The organism is Pseudomonas meliae, assembly GCF_001400515.1.
In the GTDB taxonomy this organism is placed as follows: domain Bacteria; phylum Pseudomonadota; class Gammaproteobacteria; order Pseudomonadales; family Pseudomonadaceae; genus Aquipseudomonas; species Aquipseudomonas amygdali.
Genome location: NZ_LJQT01000074.1, coordinates 32885 through 45771 on the forward strand (window position 1 = coordinate 32885; position 12887 = coordinate 45771).

Below are 12887 nucleotides of genomic sequence, written 5' to 3' on the forward strand. Positions count from 1 at the left end.
ATGCAGTTCTGGACGCTCTGCGTCCTCTTTGTGGCGCTCAGCGTCACACAAGGCTTCTACGATGTCAGGCAGATTCAGACAACACTCAAGCCCGCCCTAAGGCTTCGACGCAATCGCCTTTTCAATGGCTGCGATCAGCTCAGGATCATCCGGCTTGGTCATGCTGGAGAAGTTGGCAATGACCTTACCCTGGCGATCAACCACGTACTTGTAAAAATTCCAGCGCGGCGCACTGCTTTGCTCGGCCAGCACCTTGAACAAATGGGTCGCATCATCGCCGCGCACGGCCTGCGGCTCGGTCATGGTGAAAGTCACGCCGTAATTGACGTAGCAGACCTTGGCGGTCTCCTCACCATCCTTGGCTTCCTGTTTGAAGTCATTGGACGGCACGCCCAACACCTCAAGCCCCTGCCCCTTGTAGCGCTGACTCAGCTCTTCAAGCCCTTTGAACTGCGGGGCAAAGCCACAGAAACTGGCGGTGTTGACCACCACCAGCGGCTTGCCGGCAAAGCGTTTGCACAGGTCGATGTTTTCCTTGGCGCGCAGCTTGGGCAACTCGCCCTGCAGCAGCGGCGGACAGTCGGCAGCCATTGCAGCGCCACTCATGGCCAGCAGCAGAAGAGGTATCGAAACAAAGCGAATGTTCATCATGGCGGCCCTGGATAATGTTGTCGTTTGTCGACACGCTACCCCATGCCAGGCTGTCTGCCTAGCAAGCGCCCATTCCCAGTTGCAACGCAGCCAGCCCAACGTGCTGCCAGGCCCACCAGACCAGCCCCAACACCACCGCGCCTGCGAGCACCGCCGCCAGTAGGGGCCAGCGACGGCTCATGCCAGGCTACCCTGCGCCTGCAACCTGGCCACCGGGCGCTCACGCACCGGCCAGTTCAACGCGGCGGCCAGCAGACTCAGCAGTATCGAGACTTGCCAGACGAGGTCGTAGTTGCCGGTGCGGTCATACACCAGCCCGCCGAGCCAGCCGCCAAGGAATGCACCTAACTGAGACGATACCGCCCAGCATCGACAGGTTACGCACACCAAACAGTGTCGCGACCGTGCCGTTGGTCAGCGGCACAGTCGACAGCCACAGCAGGCCCATTGCTACGCCGAACAGATAGGCAGTGGTCTGGCTCAGCGGAATCCAGAGAAACAACACGATCACCACAGCGCGCAACAGATAAAGCGCGGTCAACAGTCGAGGTTTGGACATGCGCCCGCCCAACCAGCGGTGTAGGTGCCAAAGATATTGAACAACCCGATCAAGGCCAGCACCGTTGTACCGACCTTGGCGGGCAAGTGTTGATCCACCAGATAGGCTGGCAGGTGCACGCCGATGAACACCACTTGAAAGCCACAGACGAAGAAACCCAGTGCCAGCAGCCAGAACCCCGAATGCGAGCAGGCTTCACGCAGCGCCTCGCCCAGCGTCAGCTCGATACCGGTAGACACGCTCGGCGTATCCTTGAGCATGCCTACCAAGGGCAGGATCAGCGCCACCATCACGCCCAGCACCAGCAAGGCACCGGACCAGCCCAACCAGCTGACCAAACCCAGTGTGCCGGGCAACATGGCGAACTGGCCGAATGAACCCGCCGCGCTGGCGATCCCCATGCCCATGCTGCGTTTTTCCGCAGGCAGCGCGCGCCCGACGACACCCAGAATGACCGAAAAAGACGTGCCGGACAGACCAATACCGATCAGCAAACCAGCACTAAGGGAAAGACTCAGAGACGAATCAGCCATACTCATGCACAACAGCCCTGCCGCATACAGCACACCGCCAACGAAGACGACTTTGGCCGCTCCAAATCGATCTGCCAGCGCCCCGGCGAACGGCTGCGCCAGACCCCACATAAGGTTCTGCAAGGCGATGGCAAAGGCAAAGACCTCACGCCCCCAGCCAAAATCCGCGCTCATGGGCGCCAGAAACAGGCCGAAACCGTGCCGCGTGCCCAGCGAAAGCGCAAGGATCAACGCACTGCCCAGCAGAACCCAGCCGCTGGTACGCCAGATCGATGTCATGGTTAAGCTCCCTGCACTTTGTTACATGGTTTTACCTGCGAATCGCGAAGCTACGCGCTGCCGGTAAAAGCTGTCAACAAAGCGTTGTGCAGGGTCTCAAAGCAGCGCCAGCGTCAGCAGCACCGCCAATTCCAGCAGCTCGAGCAATGCCCCGGCCGTATCGCCGGTGCAGCCGCCCAGACGGCGCATCATCAACTGCCGCAGCCAGAAGAAACAAACGGCGCAGACCAGCAATACAGCTACCCCTGACCAGCCGGCGAGCAGCACGCACGCAATGGCAGTGGCGGCCAAAACCTTGCGTCCAGGGCCACGCGGCAGGTGATCGGCGAGCGCCTGCCCCAATCCCCCGGAACGCACATACGGCGTTCCCAGAAAAAGCCCAAGCATGGCAGCGCGTCCGATCAGCGGCGCCAACAGCAGCCCGATACTGCTGTGACTTTCGATCAGCGCCAGAATCGCTGCAAATTTGAGCAGCAGCACCAGCACCAGCGTGACCACGGCAATCGGCCCGCTACGCGGGTCCTTCATGATCTGCAAGGTACGTTCGCGATCACCAAAACCGCCCAGCCAGGCGTCGGCACTGTCGGCCAGACCGTCCAGATGCAAGCCGCCACTGAGCAGCACCCAGGCGCTGAGTACCAGCGCGGCATGCAGCATGAGCGGCGTACCACTGAGTAGCGCGCTGAAACCCAGCAGCAGCATGCCGAACACCACGCCTACCAGCGGGTAGAACAACAACGAACGCCCAAGCTCTTCCGGGCGCGGCATGCCGGGCAGACGAATCGGCAGGCTGCCGAGAAATTGCAGGGCGATCCAGAACGGCAGCATCTCAGACCTCCGTGATTACGCCATCAGCAGCGACCTGAATCGACAGCAGTGCGCCATGGCCGACCACTACCTGCAACAGTTGCTCGCGCGGCAGCCCACGCGCCTGCGCCAGCAGCAGACGCATCACACCACCGTGACTGACCAGCAACACGCGTTCATCGGCATACGCCTTATGCAGACGCGCCACCGCATTCAGCACCCGTGTCGAAAAATCGATCACTGGCTCGCCATTGGGCGGCGTGAAGGCGTAGGGATCGGCCCAGAACAGGCCCAAGCCTTCGGCATCGGTTTCCATAAGCTGCGCAGGGCTGTGGCCTTCCCAGTCGCCGAAATGCAGCTCCTGTAAACCCGGCTCCAGTTGCATGGGCAGCGACAGGCGCTGCGCCAGCTCTTCGGAAAAACGTGCACAGCGCTGCAAAGGCGAGCTGACAATCCGTTCCCAGGGACCGCCATTGGCCACTGCCGCACGCATCTGCTGCCAGCCGAGTTCGGTCAGAGCATCGTCGAGGCTGCCGCGCAGACCACCGCCCAGCTCTGTTTCGCCATGACGCAGCAAGTCCAGACGCAAGGTCATGCGGGGCGATCCGCCACTGCCGCTTCGGCAAACGTTGCCATGCCGTTGTGCAGCTCGCAGGCCAGACGCACCAGCGGCACCGCCAGGGCTGCGCCACTGCCCTCGCCCAGACGCAAGCCGAGGTCCAGCAGCGGTTCGGCCTGTAGCGTTTCCAGCAAGTGCCGGTGGCCCGGTTCGGCGCCACGGTGGCCGAACAACAGCCAGTTGCGGCAAGACGGATTCACACGCACCGCCACCAACGCGGCCACGCTGCAAATGAAACCGTCGACCAGCGCCACGATGCCTTCCTGCGCACAGGCCAGATAAGCGCCGGTCAGCGCGGCAATCTCGAAACCACCCAGGCAGAACAGGCTGTGTAGCGGGTCGCCGGCCTGCTCGGCATGCAGCGCCAGTGCGCGTTCGATGACACGGGTCTTGTGCTCGATGCCCTCGGCGTTCAGCCCGGTGCCGGGACCGACCAGCAACGGCGCGGCACATTCCAGCACCGAGCAGGCGACGGCGCTGGCCGCCGTGGTATTACCGATGCCCATCTCGCCACCGATAAACAGCTCGGTGCCGACCGCCTTGGCGCGCAACACGCTGTCGCGCCCGGCCTGTAGAGCAGCAAGCCCCTGTTCGGCGCTCATGGCTGGCCCGTGGGCGAAATTGGCGGTGCCCGCGCCAATGCGCAAATGACGCACGCCCGGCAAATCCAGAGGCGCCACGGTACCCAGATCCACCACGTCCAGCTGCGCCGAGAGGTGGCGCGCCAGCACGCTGATCGCTGCGCCACCGTTGACGAAGTTATGCAGCATCTGGCCGGTGACTTCCTGTGGATAGGCCGATACACCTTCGGCCACCACACCATGATCGCCGGCAAAGATCGCGATCCACAATTTGTCGGCAGCCGGACGCTCGCGCCCTTGCAGGCTGGCAAGCTGTACCGCCAGACGCTCCAGTTGTGCCAGCGAACCCGCCGGCTTGGTCAACTGTTGCTGACGGGCCAGTGCCGCCTCGCGCATCGGTACATCAATGGCCTGTGCAGGCTTGAGCCACCAGGAATTACTCATAGCGCGGTTCCTTTCAACGTCAGGGGCAAGCCGGCAACGGTCAACACGACACGCTGGCAACGCTCGGCCAGCGCCTGATGCAACAGGCCGGCTTCATCGACATAGCGACGGGTCAGTTCGCCGAGCGGCACGACGCCAAGCCCGGTTTCGTTGCTGACAAAAATGATTTCACCCGGCAGCCCGGCAAGGCTGTCGAGCAGGGATTCACGTTCTTGAAGCAGGCGCTCGGGGTTGTCGAGCATCAGCAGATTGGTCAGCCAGAGGGTCAGGCAATCGACTAGCAGGCAGCAATCGGGCGCCGCATTTTCGCGCAGCACCCGCGCCAGCTCGATCGGCTCTTCGACCAACCCCCAGTGCTCGGGACGGCGTGCGCGATGGCTGGAAACACGCTGATTCATTTCGCCGTCCAGAGGCTGACTGGTGGCGATGTAGGTCACCTTCAGCGTGCTGTCGGCGGCCAGTTTTTCCGCCAGGCGACTCTTGCCGGAACGCGCGCCGCCGAGGATCAATTGCAGCATTCAGTTCGCCTCCAGGCCACACAGTTCGCGAAGCAATGGGCCGTCCAGGTGTTTTTCCACCAGGTCCGCCAGACGTTCGATGTCGCGCTCGCGCAGGGCGTGATAGTCGACGGACTGCACGTTCGCCAATCCCGCCCAGCGCAGTAACGCGCTACAGGCCGCAGGTGATTCGAACAGGCCGTGCAGGTAAGTCCCGAGCACCTGCCCGTCGACACTCTGCGCGCCATCGCAACGCCCGTCGTCCAGTTGCACGGCAGCCTGCTCCAGCGCCGGCCCTGTCGTTACCCCGGCATGAATTTCGTAGCCGCTGACCTCGGCGTCTTCCAGGGTCAGACGACCGCGCACATTGCGCAGTTGCTTTTCCGCTTCCAGCACCGTGCTCATTGCCATTAGGCCAAACCCGGCGCTGGACCCGGCTGCGCCTTCCAGCCCGAGAGGATCGTGCACCTGCTCACCGAGCATCTGCAGGCCGCCGCAGATCCCCATCAGCTTGCCGCCATAACGCAAATGCCGCTCGATGGCGGTGTCCCAGCCACTGTTGCGCAGGTAGTTCAGATCGCTGCGCACGCTTTTCGAGCCGGGCAGAATGATCAGGTCAGCAGGAGGAATCGCCTGGCCGGGACCGATGAACTGCAGATTGACCTGAGGGTGCAGGCGCAGCGGGTCGAAATCAGTGTGATTACTGATGCGAGGCAGCACCGGGACCACCACGTTCAGCACATGCTCGACCTTGTCGGTCTGGCGCTGATCGAGACCGTCTTCGGCCTCCAGGTGAAGGTCCATTACGTAAGGCAACACGCCAACCACCGGTTTGCCGGTGCGCGCCTCCAGCCAGTCCAGGCCCGGTTGCAGCAAGGCGATGTCGCCGCGAAAACGATTGATGATGAACCCCTTGACCCGCGCCTGTTCGCTGGGCGACAGCAACTCCAGCGTGCCGACCAGATGGGCAAAGACTCCGCCGCGATTGATGTCGGCAATCAATAGCACCGGGCAGTCGACCGCCTCGGCAAAGCCCATGTTGGCAATATCGTTGGCGCGCAGGTTGATCTCGGCCGGAGAACCCGCGCCCTCGACCACAATCACCGGGTAGCTTTCACCCAGGCGCCGATGGGATTCCAGCACCGCCTGCATGGCGATATCTTTGTAGCCGTGATAAGCCACCGCGTTCATGGTGGTGACCGCACGGCCGTGAATGATCACCTGCGCACCGGTATCACTGTTGGGCTTGAGCAGCACCGGGTTCATGTCGGTGTGCGGCTCCAGAAAGCACGCCTGCGCCTGCACCGCCTGGGCGCGGCCGATCTCGCCGCCGTCCGCCGTTACAGCGCTGTTGAGCGCCATGTTCTGCGGTTTGAATGGCACGACCTTGACGCCCTGTCGGGTCAGCCAGCGGCACAGTGCCGTCACCAGTGTGCTTTTGCCGGCGTCGGAGGTGGTGCCTTGTACCATCAGCGTGGTCATGGGTATTCCTTGCGGTATTCAAGCAGAACAGTGTGCAAACGCAGCCAGTCGGCCTCGTCGCGGGGCAGACCGAAGCGCAGGCTGGACGACTCGGGTGTGCCGCCCTTGAAAAGACGCAACAATACGCCACGTCGCGCACAGAACTCATAGAGCGTTTGCGCTTCAGGGGTCACCCGCCACTGAAACAGCGCACAGCCGCCCTGCGGGCTCAGCCCGTACTGGTCGAGCAAGGCCACCAGACGCTCGCGAGCCTGCTCGCTGCGTTGACGCTGACGGGCGTGCCCTTCCTGATCATTGAGGCACACCTGACCGATGATTCGTGTTGGCCCGCTGACCGACCATGGGCCGATTTCCTGCGCCAGCATCCTCAGCAATACCGGCTCGGCCATGACAAAACCGAGCCTGACACCGGCCAGGCCAAAAAACTTGCCGAACGAGCGCAGCACAATCAGCCCGGTGCGCCACGTTTCGGCAGCCAGGCTCAGGCCCGGCGTGTTATCCATAAACGCTTCATCGACGACCAGCCAGCCACCGCGCTCGGCCAGTCGTGCATGCCATTCCAGCAGGCGCTCGGCGCTCAGGTGCAGACCGGTCGGATTGTTCGGATTGACCACCACTAGCACATCAACAGAATCGAGAAAGTATTCGACCTCCTGCTCGCCTACCTCGCGGACCACGAAGCCGTTCTTACGCCATGCATGTGCATGCTCGGCGTAGCAGGGCGACAGCACGCCAACCCGACCTCCGCTGCGTACCCGCGGTAACGCTTGAATCGCAGCCTGTGAGCCGGACACCGGCAATAAGCGAGGTACGCCGTAATAGCGGCAGGCCGCCGATTCCAGGCCATCGTCGGTCTCGGGCAAACGCGCCCATGCACGCGTCGGAATCTCCGGGATGGGCCACGACCAGGGAGCAATGCCCGTGGACAGGTCCAGCCAGTCAGCCAGTTCGATACCGTAATGCTGCGCTGCGGCGCGCAACCGACCGCCGTGCTCAAGCATAGAATTCAGCTACCACGCATATGACCAGCAACCACAACCAGACGCCGCGCTGCACCAGTTGCCAGCCGCGATCAATGGAGTCTGCATCGGCAGGTGCACCTTCACCCAATTGCGGACGCTGATGCAGCTCGCCGTGATAGATCGCCGCCCCGCCCAGTTCGACACCCAGCGCACCCGCGCCAGCGGCCATCACCGGACCGGCATTCGGACTGTCCCAGGCCGGAGCCTGCGTACGCCAGCAACGCAGCGCCAGTCGGGTCTCGCCCAGCAACGCGTAAGTGAATGCCACAAGGCGTGCAGGAAGGTAGTTGAGCAGGTCGTCGATCTTTGCCGCAGCCCAGCCGAAACGCTCGAAGCGCTCGTTACGGTAGCCCCACATGGCGTCCAGCGTGTTGCTCAGCCGGTACAGCACCACGCCGGGCGCACCGGCCACGACAAACCAGAACAGCGCGGCGAACACCGCATCACTGCCGTTCTCCAGCACTGACTCGGTAGCCGCGCGAGCCACTTCGGTGGCATCCAGTTCGCTGGTCTGGCGACTGACCAGATAACCGACCCGCTGGCGTGCCTCGACCAGATCGTCACTGCGCAACGCTTGCGCCACCGGCTGAACATGTTCGCCCAGGCTGCGCATGCCCAGCGCGCCATACAGCGCCAGAATCTCGAACAACCAGCCCACGCCAGGCAACCAGCTCAGCAGCGTGGCCAGCAGCGTCAGCGGCACAACGGTGATGACCCAAGCGGTAACGCCGTGACTGCGCCAGCCACGGCCGCCACTGTTGAAACGCTGCTCGACCCGATTGGCGAAGTTGCCGAACGCCACCAGCGGATGCCATCGTTTTGGCTCACCGAGCAGCGCATCCAGCGCAACCCCGGCGACGCTCAACAGCGCCACACTCATTGATTCACTCCCCATTGATTCTCGTACAGCAGCTCGTGCAGCGGACGCGCCTGCGCCCAGCCTTCCATGACCAGCATGGGCGCAGGATAGAACTCCTTGACCGGCCCCAGGCAAATGATCGCCAGCGGCTTCGCGCCGTCAGGCATGCCCAGCAGTTCGGCCAATGCCTCGGGGTCGAACAGCGACACCCAGCCCATGCCCAGGCCTTCTGCACGCGATGCCAGCCACAGGTTCTGGATGGCGCAGGACAGCGATGCCATGTCCATTTCCGGCAAGGTGCGGCGGCCGAAAATATGCTGTTCACGGCCTTCCATCAGTGCGGCGACCAACACCTCTGCGCAGTCATTGATTCCTTCGACCTTGAGTTTCATGAACTCATCGGTGCGCTCGCCCAGTGCCTGGGCAGTGCGGATACGTTCATCTTCTACCTGCGCCTGCATTTTTCCGCGCAACGCCGGATCGCTGATGCGAATGAAGCGCCACGGCTGCATCAGCCCGACACTGGGTGCCTGGTGTGCGGCTTCCAGCAAGCGCGCCAGCAACTCGGGCGCCACCGTGCCGCCGACGAAGTGGCGCATGTCGCGACGCTCGGCGATGGCCCGGTACACCGCAGCCCGCTCTTCAGGGCTGAACGCTTGTTCGGTCATGGTTTGAACAGCGCCGCAATCGCCTGAGGGCAGGAAGGGAAATAGAAATGCACGTAGGAAGCGGTCAGACGACCCAGGCGATAGACTGCCTCTGCGCCACGCCCGCCGTTGGGGCTGACGCCACGGGCAATCGGCTGCAACTCGGTGCTGGTCAGCGAATGGTGATACGTGTGACCGTGCAGCGTGCCCTCGGGCAATTCAACCGCTTGCAAGGCCAGCGCCGCCAGACGCTTCTGCATGACCGCCTCACCGGACAGCAAGCCGACCAGTTCGGCGCGCACGCCCTCCACATCGCTCAGGGCTTCGAGTAAATAAAGCATGCCGCCGCACTCGGCCAGAATCGGCTTGCCAGCGATATGGTGCGCCCTGATCGATGCCTGCATCGTCAGGTTTTCCGCCAAAGCAACGTGGTGCAACTCCGGGTAGCCACCCGGCAGGTACAGGCTGTCGGCGTCGGGCAGCTCGCGGTCATGGATCGGCGAGAAGAAACTCAGCTCTGCGCCCATGTTTCGCAGCAGGTCCAGGCTTGCGCCGTACAGAAAGGCAAAGGCCTCGTCGCGGGCAATGGCGATGCGCACACCGCTGAGCAACGGCTCGACCTGAACCGGGTCGGGCGCGGTAAAGGTTACGGCTGGCGGCAAGGCCACTTCGCAGGTGCTGGCCAGCGCGGCGGCAGCCATGTCCAGCCGCACATCCAGATCATTGAGTTCGCTGGCCTGGACCAGCCCCAGATGGCGGCTGGGCAATTCGAAACCGACTTCCCGGGACAGTGCGCCATACCAGCGCAGGCCTTCGGTCAGACTGTTTTCCAGCAACTGCGCGTGGCGTACCGTGCCAACCCGATTGGCCAGCACGCCGGCAAACGGCAGATCCGGCTGATAACGCGCCAGCCCGAGCGCCAGCGCGCCAAACGTCTGCGCCATCGCCGTGCCGTCGATCACCCCCAACACCGGTACGCCAAAGTGGCGGGCCAGATCAGCGCTGGACGGTGTGCCGTCGAACAACCCCATGACGCCTTCGATCAGGATCAGGTCTGCCTCATCTGCGGCTTCCCACAACAGGCGACGGCTTTCGTCGGCACCGACCATCCACATGTCCAGCTGGTAGACCGGTGCGCCGCTGGCCCGTTCAAGAATCATCGGGTCGAGAAAATCCGGCCCGCACTTGAACACCCGGACCTTGCGGCCCTGGTTGCGGTGCAAACGTGCCAGTGCCGCGGTGACGGTAGTCTTACCTTGCCCGGAGGCAGGCGCGGCGATCAAAACCGCCGGGCAATCGCGCGGAGCTCTCATTGCAGTGCTCTCATTGCAGTGCGCCCAATAAAGGATTATTCACAGCTCGATACCTTTCTGCGCCCGGATACCGGCCTGGAACGCATGCTTGACCACGCCGATATCGGAAACCGTATCAGCCAGGTCGATCAATTCGGGTTTGGCACCGCGGCCGGTCACCAGCACATGCTGCATCGGCGGGCGGGCCTGCAGGTCACTCAGCACCTGCTCAAAGTCGAGGTAGCCATGCTTGAGGGCGATGTTCAGTTCGTCGAGCACCACCAGACCAATGGCCGGGTCGCGAAGCATTTCCCGAGACACGGCCCAGGCGGCTTCGGCAGCGGCAATGTCACGCTGGCGATCCTGGGTTTCCCAGGTGAAGCCCTCGCCCATCACGTGATAGCGCACCTGCTCGGGGAAACGGCGGAAAAACATTTCTTCGCCAGTGCTGTTGCGGCCCTTGATGAACTGCACCACGCCGCACTGCATGTCGTGGCCCATGGCCCTGGCAAGCATGCCGAATGCCGAGCTGCTCTTGCCTTTGCCGTTGCCGGTCAAGACCAGCAGCAGGCCGCACTCGTTGGGTGAGCTGGCAATGCGCTCGTCCATCACGGCTTTCTTGCGCAGCATGCGCGCCAGATGGCGTTCGTCGCGTTCGGGGGATTCGTTCATCCGGGTTCTCCGCTCGTGGCAGTCGACAACAGACGGAAGGACAGCACTGGACAGCACGGCAACGGCCTGCACAGAGCATCACCCTCCGTGATGCCATTGAGTGGTTCAGGCCGGTCTCCGGGCTCATGAGCGGGTTACCCCGGCTGCGCGCCTTCCCATGTCGAAACACAGTGGCGTCAGGCACAGCCTTGACTCATTTACCGTTGCGGGGGCAGCGCCGGGATCGGATCGATTGATCCACACCGGCTTCCCTGTTTCACGCTGCCAATCAAGGATTGCAGAGCACCTGAAACAAACCGCGAAGGGTAGAGGGTTGGGCTGGGAGCGTCAATCGACACCGACGCTGTGAAACGTGATTGAACCCAGACGGTTCGCAGTGCCTCTATCAATTATCGGACCACGCCCTTGTTTATGGAGATTCACCATGTTCAGACTCAGACCCCACTACGCAGTGTTGCTTCTGGTTGCCGGTGGCCTCGCTGCCTGCGGCGAGTCTTCGACCCTGCAAGTCTCGGATGGAACAGGCCCCTCGCCCAAACTGCCGGAGCCTAACAAGACGCTGATCCCGACCGTCAACATCGCCCCTGCCGTAGGCTGGGAAAAAGGCGCAAAACCGGTCGCCGCGCCGGGCACACAGGTGGCAGCGTTCGCCGAAAACCTGGACCACCCGCGCTGGCTGTATGTATTGCCCAATGGCGACGTGCTGGTGGCGGAAACCAATTCGCCGGCCAAACCGGATGATTCCAAAGGTATTCGCGGCTGGGTAATGGAAAAAGTCATGGGCCGCGCCGGTGCGGGCGTGCCAAGCGCCAACCGCATTACTCTGCTGCGCGACGTGGACAAGGACGGCGTCGCAGAGACCCGCACCGTGTTCCTGCAAAACCTCAATTCGCCGTTTGGCATGACGCTAGTGGGCAACAAGCTCTATGTCGCCGACACCGACCGCCTGATCAGCTTCCCGTATGAAGCGGGCCAGACCTCGATCAGCGCGCAGCCGACCAAAGTGGTCGACCTGCCGGGGGGCACGCTCAACCATCACTGGACCAAAAACGTCATCGCCAGCAAGGATGGCAGCAAGCTGTACGTCACAGTGGGCTCCAACAGCAACGTGGCCGAGAACGGCATGGACAAGGAAGAAGGTCGTGCAGCCATCTGGGAAGTGGACGCTGCCACCGGCAACCACCGCATTTTCGCCTCGGGCCTTCGCAACCCCAACGGCATGGACTGGGAACCCAAAACCGGCAAGCTGTGGACGGCGGTCAACGAGCGTGACGAAATCGGCAGCGACCTGGTACCAGACTACGTGACCTCGGTGCAGGATGGCGCTTTCTACGGCTGGCCCTACAGCTACTACGGCCAGCATGTCGACGAGCGCGTCAAACCGCAGAACCCGGCACTGGTCGCCAAGGCCATCGCACCGGATTACGCAGTCGGCCCGCATACGGCCTCGTTAGGGTTGGTATTCGCCGATGGCAAGACGCTGGCGGCGCCGTTCAACGAAGGCCTGTTCATTGGCCAGCACGGCTCATGGAACCGCAAACCGCACAGCGGCTATAAAGTGGTGTTCGTGCCCTTCAGCGGCGGCAAGCCCAACGGCGCTCCAGTCGATGTGCTGACCGGTTTCCTCAACAAAGACGAAAAAGCCATGGGCCGCCCGGTTGGCGTGGTCAATGATCAGCGCGGCGGCTTGCTGGTGGCAGATGATGTCGGCAACAAGATCTGGCGCGTGACCTCGGCCAAGACTGCTCAGTAATGCCGAGCGTAGAGGGTTGACGCAGAGCGTCGTACGTTAGTTGAGATTATCGTTCCCTACGCTCCAGCGTGGAAATGCAGGTCTCGACGCTCTGGGTCGCACGATAGTTGCGATGATCGTTCCGCACGCCTGGAAAGGCATGTCGACGCAGAGCGCCGTACGGTAGTCGAGTTATCGTTCCGCACGCTCC

13 protein-coding genes, 1 pseudogene and 1 riboswitch are annotated in these 12887 nt (G+C 62.7%); of the genes and pseudogenes, 1 reads left to right on the forward strand and 13 read right to left on the reverse strand.

What is annotated here, in order from left to right; all coding sequences use genetic code 11:
- Positions 1-96 precede the first annotated feature (96 nt).
- From ALO64_RS03290 to cobO, 13 genes and pseudogenes are all read right to left on the reverse strand, one after another.
- Entirely contained in the window at positions 97-648 is a 552-nt protein-coding gene (locus ALO64_RS03290) for a glutathione peroxidase (RefSeq protein WP_002554590.1), read from the reverse strand.
- Positions 649-709: 61 nt separating this feature from the next.
- A complete protein-coding gene (locus ALO64_RS26530; protein WP_002554591.1) occupies positions 710-832 on the reverse strand; it encodes a hypothetical protein in 123 nt (40 codons plus the stop codon).
- A pseudogene (locus ALO64_RS03295) lies at positions 829-2022 on the reverse strand (MFS transporter). Before ALO64_RS03295 ends, ALO64_RS26530 begins: the two are co-directional and overlap by 4 nt.
- Positions 2023-2118: 96 nt before the next feature.
- Complete coding sequence (locus ALO64_RS03300; RefSeq protein ID WP_044343355.1) at positions 2119-2850, reverse strand: adenosylcobinamide-GDP ribazoletransferase; 732 nt, start codon at positions 2848-2850, stop codon at positions 2119-2121.
- A gap of 1 nt (position 2851) precedes the next feature.
- Positions 2852-3424: an alpha-ribazole phosphatase family protein gene (cobC, locus tag ALO64_RS03305; protein WP_002554594.1), complete on the reverse strand. Its 573-nt coding sequence runs from the start codon at positions 3422-3424 to the stop codon at positions 2852-2854.
- A complete protein-coding gene (gene cobT / locus ALO64_RS03310; protein WP_044343356.1) occupies positions 3421-4473 on the reverse strand; it encodes a nicotinate-nucleotide--dimethylbenzimidazole phosphoribosyltransferase in 1053 nt (350 codons plus the stop codon). Before cobT ends, cobC begins: the two co-directional genes overlap by 4 nt.
- Positions 4470-4991 (reverse strand): bifunctional adenosylcobinamide kinase/adenosylcobinamide-phosphate guanylyltransferase, encoded by a 522-nt coding sequence (gene cobU / locus ALO64_RS03315; RefSeq protein ID WP_044343357.1) that lies wholly within the window; start codon positions 4989-4991, stop codon positions 4470-4472. Before cobU ends, cobT begins: the two co-directional genes overlap by 4 nt.
- Positions 4992-6452: a cobyric acid synthase gene (locus ALO64_RS03320; protein WP_044343358.1), complete on the reverse strand. Its 1461-nt coding sequence runs from the start codon at positions 6450-6452 to the stop codon at positions 4992-4994.
- Positions 6449-7453 (reverse strand): threonine-phosphate decarboxylase CobD, encoded by a 1005-nt coding sequence (cobD, locus tag ALO64_RS03325; RefSeq protein ID WP_044343359.1) that lies wholly within the window; start codon positions 7451-7453, stop codon positions 6449-6451. The genes ALO64_RS03320 and cobD overlap by 4 nt, the downstream gene beginning before the upstream one ends.
- On the reverse strand, positions 7446-8354 hold the full coding sequence (gene cbiB / locus ALO64_RS03330) for an adenosylcobinamide-phosphate synthase CbiB (RefSeq protein WP_044343360.1): 909 nt from the start codon (positions 8352-8354) through the stop codon (positions 7446-7448). Before cbiB ends, cobD begins: the two co-directional genes overlap by 8 nt.
- Positions 8351-9001: a 5,6-dimethylbenzimidazole synthase gene (gene bluB, locus ALO64_RS03335; RefSeq protein ID WP_004657236.1), complete on the reverse strand. Its 651-nt coding sequence runs from the start codon at positions 8999-9001 to the stop codon at positions 8351-8353. Before bluB ends, cbiB begins: the two co-directional genes overlap by 4 nt.
- Entirely contained in the window at positions 8998-10293 is a 1296-nt protein-coding gene (locus tag ALO64_RS03340) for a cobyrinate a,c-diamide synthase (RefSeq protein WP_002554601.1), read from the reverse strand. Before ALO64_RS03340 ends, bluB begins: the two co-directional genes overlap by 4 nt.
- A gap of 39 nt (positions 10294-10332) precedes the next feature.
- Positions 10333-10944, reverse strand: a complete 612-nt coding sequence (cobO, locus tag ALO64_RS03345) for a cob(I)yrinic acid a,c-diamide adenosyltransferase (protein WP_044343361.1) — start codon at positions 10942-10944, stop codon at positions 10333-10335.
- A 91-nt stretch (positions 10945-11035) separates the two neighbouring features.
- Positions 11036-11249: riboswitch (cobalamin riboswitch) on the reverse strand.
- A 119-nt stretch (positions 11250-11368) separates the two neighbouring features.
- Between cobO and ALO64_RS03350 the strand changes: the two genes are divergently transcribed.
- Positions 11369-12697, forward strand: coding sequence for a PQQ-dependent sugar dehydrogenase (locus tag ALO64_RS03350; RefSeq protein WP_004657227.1), 1329 nt, complete (start codon positions 11369-11371; stop codon positions 12695-12697).
- Positions 12698-12887: the final 190 nt, after the last annotated feature.